Source organism: Pantoea sp. CTOTU50773 (genome assembly GCF_032082325.1).
Taxonomy (GTDB): Bacteria; Pseudomonadota; Gammaproteobacteria; order Enterobacterales; family Enterobacteriaceae; genus Pantoea; species Pantoea communis.
This window is the reverse complement of sequence record NZ_DAMDQC010000098.1, coordinates 1-15,652: the sequence shown is the minus strand read 5'-3', so window position 1 is coordinate 15,652 and position 15,652 is coordinate 1. Positions and strand designations below refer to the sequence as shown.

Here is a 15,652-nt window from a genome sequence, read left to right as displayed (position 1 = left end):
CGTCTGGCTGATTAAACCTTCCAGCCAACTTCAGTCGGCGAATATCAGTGCCCTGACCGAATGGCTGGTAGCCTGGTTTGCGGAAAAGCGCTGGTAATTCGAAGCCCTGACCTCACTCTGAGGTTGTGCGGCTGCAGCGGCCTGAAGACCGCTCCAGCCGTTTGCATCACTGGATGTTGAGCATAGTGTTGAGGAGGCCGATTTTTACCGTTTCATCAATTTCTGCAGTGACGCCGCACTCTGCTCATCATCCGGTACATACACCAGCAGGCGGTCGCCGTTGCGTGAAGCAGACCACCAGTTATTCTGGCGCAGCGTCATTTCACCCACTTCCTCGCGGTAAAAACGCTTCAGCCGATTTTCCACCTTGCCCAGTTCGTAGCGTTGCCAGGTTTGGGCAAATTCATCCGAGCTATTCAGCAAACGAGCGAGAAAACTTTCCCAGTGCGGATCGCCAAGGTGTTCGCCCATTTGCCCTCGAAACATCGCCACCATTTGTGGCATCACGTCGTCCCAGTCGCTCATCGCTTTGCGCCAGGCAGGATGATTGAACGCCAGCCAGATGCAGTTACGATCTTCCACAGCTATCCCGGCCAGATCCACATCCATCAGCGCACACCATGCGGCGTTGTAGCCAAGAATATCGAAACGCGGTGTTTCGATAATCGCCGGTAACTGGATCGCGTCCAGCATCTGCTGATTATGCGCCGCGATTTTGCAGCAGGCAGCGGCCACCCGTACCGATGGCAACGAGTGTCCGGCAAGGGAAAACAGATGCTGCGTCTCGACATCGTTGCACTGCAATGCCGTGGCAATGGCCGTCAGGGTTTTTGGCGAGGCTTTGATATCGCGACCCTGTTCCAGCCACGTATACCAGGTCACGCCGACATCCGCTAACTGCGCCACTTCTTCACGGCGTAATCCGGGTGTACGGCGGTGACGCATATGCGGCAAACCCAGACGATTAGGGTCGAGACTTTCACGACGGGTGCGTAAAAAAGTGCCAAGCAGTTTTCGATTGTTGTATTCAGCCGTGACGGGGGCAGTAGCCGTGCTCATGAGCAGATCTCCAAACGAGACGGGTAGTATTTATACCATGATAAACAAGCACTGGTACCCGTTTAATAGTTAGGTGATGCTATGCCGTACTGCACTTAAAAACAAGGTTAAAACCGATGCAAACATCGCAACTTCAACGCGCGGGACTGGTGGTCCTGCTGGCAGGGCAACTGCTGCCCATGATCGATTTTTCCATTGTCAACGTGGCGCTGGATGCCATGGCGCATACGTTGCGCGCCACATCGATTGAGCTGGCGCTGATTGTCGCCGTGTACGGCATTGCTTTCGCCATCTGCCTGGCGATGGGCGGACGCCTGGGGGATAACTACGGACGTCGTCGGATATTCCTGGCGGGAGTAGGGATCTTTGGTATTGCATCTTTATTATGCGGCATCGCCAACAGTGTCGGTCTGTTGATGTTTGCTCGCGCATTGCAGGGTGTAGGCGCGGCTTTCATCGTGCCGCAAATCCTCGCCACCATGCATGTCACCATGAAGGGCAGGGAGCACGCGCGCGCCATTGGCCTTTACGGCGGCATTGGCGGGCTGGCCTTTATCATTGGCCAGGTGTTAGGTGGATTCCTGATCAAAGCGGATATCGGCGGCTACGGCTGGCGCAGCGTGTTCCTGATCAACCTGCCGATTTGCCTGTTTGTGCTGATCACCGCGCGACGTTTTGTGCCTGAAACCCACAATCATCAGCGCGTGCCGGTGGATGTCAGCGGCACCTTGCTGCTTGCAGGCGCGATTGGCTGTTTGATGCTAGCGCTGGCGCTCGGTCCGCTGCTGCACTGGTCATGGCCGTGCATTCTGCTGCTGGTGCTGTTCCCGGTGTTATTGCATCGCCTGCGTCAGAGTTCACTGCGTCTGGAAGCAGAAGGTGGTTCGCCGTTGCTGCCCCCTTCGCTGCTGCGTCTGCCAAGCGTTCGTTTTGGTTTAACCCTGGCGGTGCTGTTCTTCTCCTGCTGGAGCGGCTTTATGTTCGCGGTAGCGCTGACGCTGCAGTCAGGCATTGGCTTAACTGCATTTCAGTCGGGAAACGCGTTTATCGCACTGGGCGCTGCCTACTTTATCGGTGCGATGCGTTCAACGCGCATGGTGGAACGCTTTGGTAAACGCACCACGTTACTGACCGGTTGCGGCATCCAGATGGTCGGTTTGATTGCACTGATCGGGACTTTCCAGTTTGCCTGGCCTGATGTTGGCGTCTTTACCCTGATGCCGGCCACCATCCTGATTGGCTTTGGTCAGTCATTTATCGTCAGCACCTTCTACCGTGTCGGCATGAGCGGTGTACCGCATCACCAGGCGGGCGCGGGCAGCGCAGTGTTATCCACCGTACAGCAATCGGCACTTGGCCTGGGCCCGATGCTGCTCGGAGGCGTGTTCACCCAGATAAATGTGCATGGCAATCATTTGGCGGCCATCTCCGGCACCCTTGGCGTCGAGCTGTTAATGATGGTGACGCTGGTGATTCTGACCAGTCTGAACCGTCGCACTTTCCAGCCGGTGACGGCGGAAGGGTAATCCTTATGCTGTGATTTCTGCAGCGGCTTTTCAGCTTACTGTAAGGTAAGCGAAAATCCGTTGATTGCGCTGAATTTACCTTTGGCGCAGTGGTCTTTTTTCCGGAACATATCGCCGCAACTAACGGGCTGAACCGCGTGTTCAGCCCGTTTTTTTGTGGTGCGGCAGAAATGCGTTGAATGGAAAACGGCAGGCTCATAGCAGATGAAAAAGATGTTAACCGGGTTACTTTTCATGGTAACCACCACAGCCTTTGGTGCAGACGATTTCACCCTCAGGGATATTCACTTTGACGGCTTGCAACGCGTCGCACCGGGTGCAGCAATGCTGAGTATGCCCGTACGCGTGGGCGATCGCGTCACACATGACGATATTCGTAACACCATTCGTGCGCTATTTGCCACTGGCAACTTTGAAGATGTGCAAGTGCTGCGCGATGGCGATGCGCTGCTCATTCGTGTGAAAGAACGGCCGGCCATTGCGAGCATTTCCTTCTCCGGCAACAAGGCAATCAAAGAAGATCAGCTGAAGCAAAATCTCGACGCCACCGGTGTGCGGGTCGGCGAAGCGCTGGATCGCACCACATTATCGGATATTGAAAAAGGGCTGGAAGATTTCTACTACAGCGCGGGTAAATACACTGCCAGCGTCAAAGCTGTGGTCACGCCGTTGCCACGCAATCGTGTCGACCTGAAGTTCGTGTTTACCGAAGGTGTATCCGCGAAGATTCAGCAGATCAATATTGTCGGCAATCATGCCTTCTCATCAGATGAACTCATCTCGCACTTCCAATTGCGTGATGATGTGCCTTGGTGGAATTTTATTGCCGATCAGAAATATCAGAAACAAAAACTGTCCGGCGATTTAGAAACACTGCGTAGCTATTATCTCGATCGCGGTTTTGCACGTTTTAATATTGATTCAACGCAAGTGAGTTTAACACCCGATAAGAAAAGTATTTATCTGACAGTCAATATTCATGAAGGCGATGTTTACCATATTTCCGATGTTATCCTGAACGGCGATATGGCGGGACACTCCGCCGAAATTGAGAAACTGGCCCATATACCGCCAGGGGCTTTATACAGCGGTGCCAAAATTACTGAGAACGAAGGCGCGATCAAAGCGCTGCTCGGTCGCTACGGCTATGCTTTCCCGCAAGTCAGTTCTCAGCCTGAAATTAACGATGCAGACAAAACCGTTAAACTGCATGTGAATGTTGAAGCAGGGCATCGTTTCTACGTGCGTCAGGTGAAGTTCAGCGGCAATGACACCTCGAAGGATTCGGTGTTACGTCGCGAAATGCGCCAGATGGAAGGGTCGTGGTTAGCCAGCGATGCGGTTGATCAAGGTAAGGCCCGTCTCAATCGTACCGGCTATTTCGAAAGCGTCGATGTTGATACCCAGCGTGTGCCCGGCAGCCCTGATCAGGTCGATGTGGTGTATAAGGTGAAAGAGCGTAACACCGGCACTTTCAACGTGGGTCTTGGGTACGGCACCGACAGCGGCATCAGTTACCAGCTTGGCGTCAGCCAGGATAACTGGATGGGTACCGGTAATACCGTGAGTTTTAGCGGCACTAAAAACAGTTATCAAACCTATGTTGAGATTGCTGCCACCAATCCTTACTTCACCGTGGATGGCGTGAGTCTTGGCGGTAAACTGTTCTACAACGACTACAGCGCCGAAGATAATGACCTGTCTGAATACACGCTGAAGAGTTTTGGTGCCAGCAGTACGTTAAGCTTCCCGATCAGCGAAAACAGTAATCTGAGTTCAGGGCTGGATTACACCTACAACCGCGTCAGTAATATGGCACCACAGGTCTCCATGTGGCGCTATCTGGGATCGCAGGGCATCCATCCGAAAGTGATCACCACCAATGAAGATGATGATGACGATTACGCCACCAGCGATGAGAAGTTTGTCGCCAATGACTTCTTCTGGAACATTGGCTGGAACTACAACTCATTAGACCGTGGTTTCTTCCCAACGTCGGGGGTTTCCGCTGGCTTTAATACCAAAGTGACGATCCCCGGATCGACCAACAGCTATTACAAAAGTACGCTGAGTGCCAACGCATACTTACCGCTTAGCAGTGATCATCGCTGGGTGCTGATGGGGCGTACCAAAGCCGGCTATGCGGATGGGTTCGGTGGCAAAGAAGTGCCGTTCTACGACAACTTCTACGCCGGCGGCTCCAGCTCCGTGCGCGGATTCTCATCCAATACCATCGGTCCAAAAGCGGCTTATTACAGTTGCACCGGCAGCGAAAGCAGCTATGGCAACTGTTCGGTGAATAAATCGGATGATGCGGTGGGTGGTAATGCGATGGCTGTGGCGAGCGCGGAGTTAATCGTCCCGACTCCATTTGTTAGCGATCGTTATGCGGATTCACTGCGCACCTCGTTCTTTGTCGATGCCGGTACCGTTTGGGATACCAAATGGGAAAATACCGCGGCAACGCGCGCGGCAGGCATTCCGGATTATGGTGATCCGAGTGAAATCCGTGTTTCCAGCGGTCTGGCATTACAATGGCAATCGCCGCTTGGTCCGCTGGTGTTCTCTTATGCCTTGCCGATCAAAAAATATGAAGGCGATAAGTCTGAGCAGTTCCAGTTTAATATCGGGAAAACCTGGTAGTGGTTATTTCTCTGTTAAAGAAAGAAGTAAGATTTACGTTATCTTTAAACAGAGAGAACAGAATAAAATAGCCGTTTGCGTAAAATAGTCAGGGTACGGTGCTTATGGAATGAGTGCCTGCCATCATCGTTGTTATGCATTTTCTATCAATATATTTCGCCACCCATTTGGGTGGCTTTTTTATATTATTTAACCTTCGCTCAGGCGTAATCCGCTTTCTGCATCAAACAGATGAATCTTCTCGGCGTTAAATCCAATACGAATCTGATCGCCACTCACCGCGCTATGACGCCCGGCGATTTGCATATGCATGGCGTGACCGTGCCATTCAAGGTGCAACAACGTTGATTCACCGGTGATTTCGACCACTTTTACTTTAGCTTGTGCGCGAGTTTCGGCTTCCAGTAAATCATGAGGACGCACGCCCAGCGTCACCTTAGCCCCTTCGCGATCGCGTGCCGCCGCATGCCAGCGCAGAGGTAGCGGTTGCCATAAATCCTGGCACTGCACACCCGGAATGCCATCGCGGGTAATCAATTGCGCCGGTAACAGGTTCATCGGCGGCGAACCGATAAAACGCGCCACAAACGTGTCCGCTGGTCGGTCATAAATCGCCAGCGGTGCACCCTGCTGCACAATGCGGCCCTCTTTCATCACCACAATTTGATCGGCCAGCGTCATGGCTTCTACCTGATCGTGCGTGACATACACCATGGTGGTTTTGAAGCGCTGGTGCAGTGATTTGATCTCTGCCCGTAACTCCATCCTCAACTGTGCATCGAGGTTGGACAACGGCTCATCAAACAAGAACACCTGCGGATTGCGCACCATCGCGCGTCCCATCGCCACACGCTGGCGCTGCCCACCGGATAACGCACGCGGATAGCGCCCGAGCAGTTTATCAATGCCGAGAATCCCGGCGATGCGTTCGATTTTGCTCTGCTGCTCTTCGCGCTTCACTTTCTTCACCTGCATATGAAACGCGAGGTTCTCTGCCACCGTCAGATGCGGATAAAGCGCATAGCTTTGAAACACCATAGCGATATCACGATCGGCGGGATCGCGATCGTTGATTGCCACTTTATCCATCATGATTGCGCCATCCGACAGGCTCTCCAGCCCCGCCAGCAGGCGCAATAAGGTGGATTTACCACAGCCGGACGGACCGACCAGTACGGTAAAACTGCCGTCGGGAATGGTAAGGTCGAGCGGATGCAGAACCGATTGTTTGCCGTAGCGCTTGGCCACTTTTACGAGTTCAACACTGGCCATGATTTAGCGCTCCTGTGCGGAAAGTTGCAGTTGATGCCAGTCGGGATAGCGACGTGGCTGGGTACTGATTGCCAGTGACGCCACCGCGATGCCCCATTGCAACGCGGTGGTGATATTCTGCTGATGCAGCAGCGCAGTGAGAAAACCGGCATTAAAGCTGTCGCCTGCGCCAATGGTATCTACCACGGTGACGGGCTTAGCGGGTTGATTGATGTGCTGATGTGATTGCCAGCAACCTGCGCCTTGCGCACCGCATTTGACCACGCAACCGCCGCGGCCGCTGAGTCGTTGTGCGAGTTGGGTGGCGGCCACGTTAAGATTCTCCGCGTCCATCAGGCCCAGCGTTTCGACCTCATTGAGCAGCAGCCAGTCACACAGCGGTAACCACTGCGTCATCTGCTGGCGAACCTCTTCGGTCCACCCCTGCGGCGGCCATCCGGTATCCACGGCGGTGGTAAATCCGCGTTGCTGCAACTCACTCAGTAACAGCGGGTATTCGTAGTAAAGTTGCAGGCACAGGAAGGTGCCACACAGCAGCACGATATCGCCTTCACTGGCACGCAGCGGCAGTTGATTCAGCACATCTTCGGCGGTGAGCCGCACGATATGGCCAAGATTACTGAGGAAGGATCGCTCGTGATCGGAGTGCGTCACACCCACGGTCAGTGAGGTTTCACAGTGATAGCGCGTCCAGTAGGCGACGCTGTGTGGAAAGTAACTGCCCAGCCAGGCGCTCAGGCCGTCATCGCCCTGATTTGCCACTGCACGATGGCGCACCTGCATCGCTTCCAGTGCTAACGCACAGTTGCCCGCCGATCCGCCGGGACGCAATTCGCTGTGATTCATCATCACTTCGGTGCCACGCTGCGGCCAGTGGTCGAGGGTGCCCATAATCAAATCGACGTTAATATTGCCGACCACATACAGCGTGGCGGTAGTGTCCATGTTCATCTTCATCCTTTGCTCCCGCCACTGGCCAGGCCGCTCACCAGTGTTTTCTGCAGCCAGATAGCAATAAACAGCGGTGGCACGGATGCCAGAATGCCGACCGCTGCGATCAAACCATCATCGGTGGCGCGTCCGGCGGTAAAGCCCGCAATCGTCACTGGCAAGGTTTGTGCCGCAATGTTGCTGGTGAACAATAGCGCATAGAAAAACTCATCCCACGCCAGCAACCAGCCAAACAGCGCCGCTGCACCCAGCACTGGTTTTGCTAGTGGCAGGGTAATGCGCAGCAGCACCTGCCAGACGCGCAAGCCATCCAGCCGCGCCGCTTGCTCAATATCCTGCGGTAAGGCATCGAACTGGTTTTTCAGCATCCACGTCAGAAACGGCAGGATCAGCGAGCAGTAAACGATGATCAAACCGGGGCGCGTGTTAAGCAGATCAAACTGTTGCAGCAGGAAGTAGAGTGGCAGCACAAACGCCACTGGCGGCACCATATATATAGCGAGCGAGGCAAACAGCCAGCCATCGCGACCACGGTAGCGGGAGAAGCTGAACGCCGCCGGAATGGCCAGCAGCAGACAGATAATCGTCGCCCCGGTTGCCACTAACAGGCTGTTACCCAACGCATGCAGGAACAGTGTGCCGGGTTGGCCGGGTTCCAGTGACATCAATCGGCCGTAGCGACTGAAGTCCCACTGGCGCGGCAACCATTCCAGCGGAACCCGCGTGAGATCGCTGGTGGCGCTGACGCTCATCAGAAACAGCCAGCCCATTGGTGCGAGTACCGAAATTGCCACCAGCAGCGCGGCGGCATATTTGGCTGTGTTGCGTAATTTAGCCTTCATACGCGCTCCCTTTACGGCGCTGACGCCACAACAACAACATATAGAGGGTGATCAGCACGGCGCACAGCAGCGTCATCAGCATGGCGTAAGCCGCGCCGCTGCCCGCGCGCAAATAGCTGAATGACTCCTGATAAACGTAGAAGCTCAGGGTTTTAGTGCTATCGACCGGGCCGCCGCGTGTCATCACATAGATGATGTCGAAAATCTTGAAGGCATCGATGGTGCGCAGTACCAGCGCCACACTCAGCGGGCCGACAATCGCCGGGAAGGTAATGGCACGGAAGCGCCGCCAGGCAGATGCACCATCCAGACGAGCCGCTTCAAACAGATCGTCAGGGATGGATTGCAATGCAGCCAGCACCAGCAGGGTCACCAGCGGATAGTTTTTCCAGATATCGGCAAACATCACCGCGTTGAGCGCCGAATCCGGCGATCCCAGCCAGCTACGATAGCCATCAATAATGCCCAATTGAGTCAGCAGGGCGTTAATGCTGCCGTAATCGGGGTTAAAGTTGAGACGCCACATCATGGCGTTGACGATGGTCGGCAGCGCCCACGGCAGAATCACCAGCACGCGCAAAATGTTGCGTCCGGCAAATTTCTGATTCAGCAGCAGCGCCACCAACACGCCAATCGCCCCTTCAAACGCTACCGAGACAACGGTGAAGTAGAGTGTGCGCCACAGTGAAGATTGAAAATCAGGATCGGTGATGGCGAACAAATAGTTCTCCACACCCACCCAGGCTGGCACTTCGCCGCTGCCAATGAGGGCAGCATCGGTGAAACTCAGCCAGATGGTGCGCAGCAGCGGCCAGGCGGTGAGCAACAGCATCACCAGCAACATGGGTGCTAACAGCACCCATGCCTGCCGTTGTTCGCGTTCACGCAAACTCAGCATGCTGACCCCTTAACGTAAACGCGCAGCACTTTTATCAACCGTCTGCATGGCCGCGTCTGGCGTGGCGCTGCCCACCAGCACTTGCTGCAGTTGCTGCTGCAAGGTGTTGGAGAGACGGGAATAATCAGCGGGTTCCGGGCGTGAAAGCATCACGTTCAATGATTTGTCCTCCGCCGCGATCAGGCTCTCCTGATTCTTCAGTACCGCAGGATCCTGATATGAGCTTTTCCAGATGGGCAGGCTCAGGGTAGCGTATTTGTTTTGAACCGGTTGCGAAGTCATGTAGCTAATGTATTGCCACGCCTGGTCACCGTGGGTGCTGCCTTTGGCGATGCCGAGCCCCATCGAACCGTTCACCGCACCAAATTTACCCGGCGCATCGCCTGGTGCCGGAACGATACCCACCTGACCGGCCACTTTGCTCTGCTTCGGATCGTTAGCCATGTTGTACATATAGGTCCAGTTCAGCGCGAACGCGGCATCGCCGTTGGAGAAGGCTTTGCGCACATCCTCTTCCAGATATTCGCGTGATGCTGGGTTACTCAGCCCTTCATCCAGCGAACTCTTCATCAGCTTGACCGCCTGCAATGAGGCCGGGCTAGAGAAATCGAGCTTGCCGTTGTTATAGAATTTGCCGCCAAAGCCAGATACCAATGTGGTGTAATCACACACCAGCGCTTCCGCCTGCGACCAGCTCCACACCAGTGGATATTTTACGATGTTCTTTTGTTTGATGATGCGTGAGTCATCAATCACCTGTTGCCAGGTTTGCGGCGGGGTGGTGATCCCGGCTTTCTCCAGCATCGCTTTGTTGTAATAGAGATATTTGGTATCCAGGATCCACGGCATGCCAAGGGTTTTGCCGTTATAGACCACGGTGTTCATTGCGCCGGGGAAGATCTTCTCTTTTTCGTCTGCGGCGATACGGCTGCTGACGTCCTGCAGCAGATCAAATTTGGTGAATTCCGCCGGCCAGATGGCATCAAACAGCACCACGTCATAACCGTTACCGCCTGCGCCACGCGCCGCGACAATTTTGTCGTGCAGCGCTTCGTACGGCACAAACTCCAGATTCACCTGCACATCCGGATGCGCTTTCTGGAACTCCTGCGTCATGGCGCGAATATCATTTTCGCTGTAAGCCGCCTGAGTCATAAACAGCGCATTGAGGGTGGTTGCGGCTGCCGCGCTGCCGGCGCTGGCTAACATGACCGCGATGGCACAGCCTTTCAATGTGGTCGAAAACCGGATTTTCATAACATTTTCCGCCTTGATGCAAGAAGAGGGTGTTTAATTAAATCAATTTGATTGATTTAATAACGCGCACAGGTTGTCAGGTTGCTGCAGCTGACATCAATGAACTAAAGCAAGTGACGTGCCAGGGCATAAATCTCGTTTGCCGCTGCTCACTACTCTGCACAGATTTTTGCGGCTGTCAGGTAAACAGGTTGTAAATTGTGTCGCCGATCATAGATATTGATGCGCTGGCAGTCGCGGGCGTGAGAAGAGGGAAGCAGGATGAAAACATCAGGAACCAATCTGGAGCATGCGCGCGCGCACAATCGCCGTGTGATCATCGAAGCGATCCGCCTGCACGGTGAATTGACGCGGGCTGAGCTGGCGCGACTGACCGCCTTAACCCCGCAAACCGTCTCCAATATCGTGGCTGAACTGGAAGCCGCCGAACTGCTTACCAGCCGCCAACCGCGCAAGCAGGGGCGTGGGCAACCGGCGATTCCGGTAATCCTCAATCCAGCCAGTGCCTTCTCCATCGGCATTCATCTCGACCACCAAACCCTACTGATCGTACTGGTGGATCTCACCGGTGAAGTTCATTTCCGCCGCCTTATTCTGGTGCAAAAACCCCAGCCCGATGCCACTTTAGCGCGCATTGCGGAGGTGCTGGCAGAGATCAAAACGCAGCTCGGTGACCGCTGGCAGAAAGTCCTGGGGATCGGCGTAGTGATGCCGGGACCCTTTGGCGTTGAGGGGATTTCCTCGGTGGGTCCCACTACCTTGCACGGCTGGGAGTCGGTCGATATCGAAGCAAGGCTGGCCGAAATGAGCGGCGTGCCGGTCACGCTGGAGAACGATGCCACGGTAGCGGCGATTGGGGAGCGTTTCCACGGCGTTGCGCGCCATCTCAACTCGTTTATTTATCTCTATATCGGCACCGGATTGGGCGCGGGTATTATCATGGATGGTCACGTTTACAGCGGCCATGCGCACAATGCTGGTGAAATTGGGCATGTGGTGGTGGAACCGGGTGGGCGCGAATGCTATTGCGGCAATCACGGCTGTCTGGAACGTTATGTGTCACTGCAGGCCGCCTATGAATTCTGTGGGCTGGACCCGATGACCGCGTTGCCGGACGACCTGCTGGAAGTCGATCCCGCAGTATTTGATCGCTGGATTGATACCGTGCTGACGCCATTGCGTCAGGGCATCAATATGCTGGAATGCATTTTCGATGCGGAGAGCGTGATCATCGGCGGCATGATGCCCGCCGCACTGCTGGATAAAATCATTCAGCGCCTGCCGCCGCTCTATCAGTCGGTGCGCGGGCGTTATCTTACCGGCTCACGTTTGAAAACGGGCATGACCGGCAGTGATACCGCGGCATTGGGTGCGGCGGCGTTGCCGATTTTTGACGAGTTTAATCCGCAGTTTCAGGTGTTGATGAAATGAGGACAAGAAGGAGCTGGCAAGGCCGGTTCCTGCCCTTAAATGACGTTGAAACAACGGAAATCCTGACTTGCCATCTGCCAGAATACTGTGCCTGACGCCTGCGCTGAGGCAGGTGACTTGATAGGATTTAACCTGCGAAAAATACGCTCAACTTTTGCTGCTCCCGGCCGTGCTCATCCATATTATCCGCCGCCAGCCAGGCCGATATCGCATGCTTCACCTGCGGCCATTCACCATCAATTATCGACAGCCAGTCGGTATCGCGATTGCGTTGTTTGCGTGTCATTGCCTGGCGGAAACGCCCTTCATAAGTGAAGCCAAGACGTTCCGCTGCCCGACGTGAGGCGAGGTTAGTGGAATCACAGCGCCAGGCGACCCGGCGGTAGCCCAGCTCAAATGCCTGTTTCAGTAACAAGTAGATCGCTTCACTGCCCAGCACGTTACGCTGCATCAGCGGCGACCAGGTGACATGACCAATCTCAATCGCACCGTTCTGGCCGTCAATATTGGCGAAACATACCGCACCAACCGCTTGCTGAGTGCGTTGGCCGATCACCGCGTAACTCACCAATCCGCTGTCCTGGCATTTTCCACTGATCCAACTTTCCATCTCTGCCAACGAGGCGGGCTGTGTCGCGCCCAGCCAGGTCCAGTCCCGATCGTCTGGTGCGCTTGAGAAGGCGGCAAACAAAGCGTGACTGTGCGCAATATCTAACGGTTCAAGCGTACAAAAGCGGCCGTGAAGCGGAATAGCAGGAGGCGCGGCCAGCGGCTGCCAATCTGGCAGAGCAAAACCCACTGGCTGACCATATTGGTTTAGTTGCGTCATCGTCTTTCCCTGGCTGAGTTGCAAATTATGTGCAAAGGCACTGTGTTGCCTTAATACACTCAGTTTATAACAAGAAAATTATCGGGCGATTTAAAATCTTTTTTACGCATTACCGTAATGACATTTTGTACCACCCATAACTTGCCAACTTATCTGTCATGGGTGACTGCACACGGAAAATGTAAATGTGTTGTATTGCACTTTAAAACAAACCGCGTACCTTCATCATAATCAATTATCGTAGAAAGGTGTGTTTGAATGAATATCTGAAATACGTTATCCAGTTCATGTAATGTAATGGATGGTTTATTACGCGGATCGTTTAGTCGTTCAAATGCGGCATGGAAAGTAAAATGAATTCTGGCGCAGTCTTCAGCGAGGATGTCATTGATATCAGCTTCCAAATCCAGGAGTTGTTGTTCCGTTATGGTCATAATGCTGCGCAGCAACCTCGCTCAGTTTGCGATTGAGCTCTTCATTTGAGAGTGCATGAACGGTCGCAACATGGGCGCTGTAGCTTAGCGTTCCCATCCAGACATCAAACTCTTCATTATCAAATGAATCGACAAAGACAGCGTTGCCGCTCTCAGTATCAAAGAATGAGGCATAATTCTGCTCTATTTGCATGTCAAATTTAAACATACAGACTCCCAATCAAGAAATTCTCTTCGATTATAGATGACAGAAATTACACCTTTTATGCAGTTTTAGCGACAAGCCTATAAACAATTCGCGATGATTTTATCACTCGATGAGCAATGTGTAATATTTAAATGGTCGAAGTGGTGAAATAATTTCTATTTAAATCATATTGTTAATGGTTTTGGTAACGAGAGTTAATACTGTTTTAAGGCCACATATGTCTCGATTTTTAATTTTTAACTTGTTAGTTTTACAGTTTCCAAAACCGAGAATATCTGTTGTTAAAACGTGTAAGTAGATTCAGTCACATTATTAAAAATATATCTCGGACGAGAATCTTCAGAACAAAACAAATGGAGCTAAAATGCAGCCAAATCTACGCGAAGTCGCAGTCAAAAACGTTGAAATCGGTAGTAACGTTACGATTTACCAGCCTGCGAACGTTTATGGCTGCACCCTGCAAGACGATGTCTTCATCGGTCCGTTTGTCGAAATCCAGGCACATACGGTGATTGGAAGAGGCACAAAAGTGCAGTCGCACACCTTTATCTGCGAATACGTTAGCGTGGGCGAAAACTGCTTTATTGGTCACGGCGTGATGTTCGCCAACGATATGTTCCGTGATGGCAAACCCAATGCCGATCGAGAAAGCTGGGCGCGCATCACGCTGGGTAACAACGTCTCAATCGGCAGTGGCGCGAGTATTTTGGCGGTCAGCATCTGCGATGGCGCGGTCATCGGCGCGGGCAGTGTGGTGACGAAAGACATCACGCAGAAGGGCGTTTACGCCGGAAACCCGGCGCGTTTACTGCGGTTGCTATAGTACAAGGAACAGACTGGTTGTTTCGTTTATTTCGGATGTTGTTTGTTTCGTTTGTTTCGATTAGTATTAGAGCGCTGTAATTCACGAACTAAGAAACTGGAAAACTCATGACAAACTCAATTCTGGACAATGTCAGCCTTCCGGCTCAGAAGGAAATTGAGGCCGCTCTACGTGGACAAAGAGAACTGGCGACTTTTCTCTCCACAAAGCTGGAGACACAAGTCATATCCATTCAGGATGCAAACGACGAAACTCACCAAATCGAGTTGCCAACCTCAGCTTTAACGTTGCTAATGAAGGTGTTGGGAGAACTGGCCGTTGGAAATGCGGTGCAGGTCGTTCCGGTTCATGCTGAATTAACCACACAGGAAGCAGCCAATATCCTCAATGTCTCACGGCCTCATATGGTGAAACTATTGGAAGAGGGGAAGCTGCCATATCATAAAACTGGCCGCCATCGCCGCGTGCTTTTTGCAGACCTGATGCGCTATAAAGCTCAGCGCGAAAGTGAAAGTAATAATGCTATGCAGGAGTTGGCTGACTTAAGCCAAGGACTAGGTCTTTACTAATGACTCACTCGCCTTATCCGGTTGTACTTGATGCCTGTGTTATTTATCCAAACATGCTTCGTGACTTGCTTATGCGACTTGGACTAAGTGGTTTATACATGCCTAAGTGGACCGCGACTATCCATGATGAATGGCAACGAAACTTGGTTAAAAATATGCCTGAAGTCACGCCGGACAAGGTTAAGCGTATAGAAGTGCTAATGGACAAAGCGCTTCCTGATGCTCTTGTGACTGGTTTTGAGCCGCTGATTTCTGGGTTATCACTGCCTGATGAAGATGACAGGCATGTGGTTGCTGCGGCAATAAAATGTAATGCAGAAGTCATAGTCATGTTCAATTTAAAAGATTTCCCGGGCGAGAATTTGGATGCGCTGGAGATTGAAGCGATGCATCCGGATGAATTTATTTTAGATTTAATCGATCTGAATCGAGCGCTGGTTTTAAAGGCGGTGCGAGAGCAGCGTACAAGCCTTAAAAATCCAGCAATCGGTTCAGAGGAGTATCTTACCTCATTGTTAAAGCTTGGATTGCCAATGACGGTAAGAGCTTTGGAAGCTTATAGCTTCATGATTTAGCTCGCATAATGCGGGCAGCATTATTGATTTATCTGTTGCGTCTGCTTTAACTCTCCATCACCCAATGCCCGGCGCTCACCTCGCGATAGCGCCGTGTTTCCGGCACAAACCCCAGTGCGCGCACCGGGCTTTTCAGCTCGCTAACGTCCATATGCCGCTTGAGATGACGTCGAGCTGGAACTGGAACCGGCACCGATGACAATAACTTGCGCGTGTAGTCATGCTGCGGATTCTCAAAGATCGCAGCGCGCGGGCCGATCTCGACAATCTCGCCCAACAGCATCACCGCCACGCGATGGCTGATGCGTTCCACCACCGCCATATCGTGCGAAATA

Annotated in this window: 15 protein-coding genes and 1 pseudogene; 6 read left to right on the top strand and 10 right to left on the bottom strand. The window is 52.9% G+C overall.

The features are described from left to right. Positions 1-204: 204 nt before the first annotated feature. The gene (locus RT340_RS15315) at positions 205-1,059 is read right to left on the bottom strand and encodes a helix-turn-helix transcriptional regulator (RefSeq protein WP_097118766.1); all 855 of its coding nucleotides are present in this window, start codon (positions 1,057-1,059) and stop codon (positions 205-207) included. A 116-nt stretch (positions 1,060-1,175) separates the two neighbouring features. Between RT340_RS15315 and RT340_RS15310 the strand changes: the two genes are divergently transcribed. Next, entirely contained in the window at positions 1,176-2,585 is a 1,410-nt protein-coding gene (locus RT340_RS15310; RefSeq protein WP_313376897.1) for an MFS transporter, read from the top strand. A 35-nt stretch (positions 2,586-2,620) separates the two neighbouring features. On the opposite strand, the gene RT340_RS15305 is transcribed toward RT340_RS15310, so the two are convergent. Then, entirely contained in the window at positions 2,621-2,821 is a 201-nt protein-coding gene (locus RT340_RS15305; RefSeq protein WP_202404597.1) for a hypothetical protein, read from the bottom strand. Here RT340_RS15305 and bamA point away from each other — a divergent pair. After that, positions 2,790-5,228, top strand: a complete 2,439-nt coding sequence (bamA, locus tag RT340_RS15300; RefSeq protein WP_313376895.1) for an outer membrane protein assembly factor BamA — start codon at positions 2,790-2,792, stop codon at positions 5,226-5,228. The two genes, RT340_RS15305 and bamA, sit on opposite strands and share 32 nt — an antisense overlap. Before the next feature lie 189 nt (positions 5,229-5,417). Here the strand turns inward: bamA and RT340_RS15295 are convergent, their stop codons facing one another. Genes RT340_RS15295 through RT340_RS15275 form a run of 5 tightly spaced genes read right to left on the bottom strand, consistent with a single transcriptional unit; the run spans position 5,418 to position 10,448 of the window. Continuing rightward, entirely contained in the window at positions 5,418-6,500 is a 1,083-nt protein-coding gene (locus RT340_RS15295; protein ID WP_097118769.1) for an ABC transporter ATP-binding protein, read from the bottom strand. A gap of 3 nt (positions 6,501-6,503) precedes the next feature. Further along, the gene (locus RT340_RS15290; RefSeq protein ID WP_409566157.1) at positions 6,504-7,451 is read right to left on the bottom strand and encodes a carbohydrate kinase family protein; all 948 of its coding nucleotides are present in this window, start codon (positions 7,449-7,451) and stop codon (positions 6,504-6,506) included. 2 nt (positions 7,452-7,453) lie between these two features. Further along, positions 7,454-8,293 (bottom strand): carbohydrate ABC transporter permease, encoded by an 840-nt coding sequence (locus tag RT340_RS15285; RefSeq protein WP_097118770.1) that lies wholly within the window; start codon positions 8,291-8,293, stop codon positions 7,454-7,456. Beyond that, positions 8,283-9,191 carry a sugar ABC transporter permease gene (locus RT340_RS15280; RefSeq protein WP_313376892.1) on the bottom strand — a complete coding sequence of 303 codons (909 nt, stop codon included), beginning with the start codon at positions 9,189-9,191 and terminating at the stop codon, positions 8,283-8,285. The genes RT340_RS15285 and RT340_RS15280 overlap by 11 nt, the downstream gene beginning before the upstream one ends. 9 nt (positions 9,192-9,200) lie before the next feature. Then, the gene (locus RT340_RS15275) at positions 9,201-10,448 is read right to left on the bottom strand and encodes an extracellular solute-binding protein (protein ID WP_313376890.1); all 1,248 of its coding nucleotides are present in this window, start codon (positions 10,446-10,448) and stop codon (positions 9,201-9,203) included. A 261-nt stretch (positions 10,449-10,709) separates the two neighbouring features. On the opposite strand from RT340_RS15275, the gene RT340_RS15270 reads away from it, so the two are divergent. Then, a complete protein-coding gene (locus RT340_RS15270; RefSeq protein ID WP_160834118.1) occupies positions 10,710-11,879 on the top strand; it encodes an ROK family transcriptional regulator in 1,170 nt (389 codons plus the stop codon). 127 nt (positions 11,880-12,006) lie between these two features. Here the strand turns inward: RT340_RS15270 and RT340_RS15265 are convergent, their stop codons facing one another. Next, positions 12,007-12,708, bottom strand: coding sequence for a GNAT family N-acetyltransferase (locus RT340_RS15265; RefSeq protein WP_160834117.1), 702 nt, complete (start codon positions 12,706-12,708; stop codon positions 12,007-12,009). Positions 12,709-13,101: 393 nt separating this feature from the next. Then, positions 13,102-13,350: a hypothetical protein gene (locus RT340_RS15260; RefSeq protein WP_211728674.1), complete on the bottom strand. Its 249-nt coding sequence runs from the start codon at positions 13,348-13,350 to the stop codon at positions 13,102-13,104. A 364-nt stretch (positions 13,351-13,714) separates the two neighbouring features. Here RT340_RS15260 and RT340_RS15255 point away from each other — a divergent pair, with 364 nt between their 5' ends. The 3 genes from RT340_RS15255 to RT340_RS15245 all read left to right on the top strand — a co-directional run bounded on the left by RT340_RS15255 (position 13,715) and on the right by RT340_RS15245 (position 15,317). Continuing rightward, a complete protein-coding gene (locus RT340_RS15255; protein ID WP_097118776.1) occupies positions 13,715-14,173 on the top strand; it encodes an acyltransferase in 459 nt (152 codons plus the stop codon). A 107-nt stretch (positions 14,174-14,280) separates the two neighbouring features. Then, positions 14,281-14,742 (top strand): helix-turn-helix domain-containing protein, encoded by a 462-nt coding sequence (locus tag RT340_RS15250; RefSeq protein ID WP_097118777.1) that lies wholly within the window; start codon positions 14,281-14,283, stop codon positions 14,740-14,742. Then, the gene (locus tag RT340_RS15245; RefSeq protein ID WP_211728673.1) at positions 14,742-15,317 is read left to right on the top strand and encodes a PIN domain-containing protein; all 576 of its coding nucleotides are present in this window, start codon (positions 14,742-14,744) and stop codon (positions 15,315-15,317) included. The genes RT340_RS15250 and RT340_RS15245 overlap by 1 nt, the downstream gene beginning before the upstream one ends. A 46-nt stretch (positions 15,318-15,363) precedes the next feature. Here RT340_RS15245 and RT340_RS15240 read toward each other — a convergent pair. Next, positions 15,364-15,652: pseudogene (locus tag RT340_RS15240) on the bottom strand (glutathione ABC transporter ATP-binding protein GsiA); the annotation flags it as partial.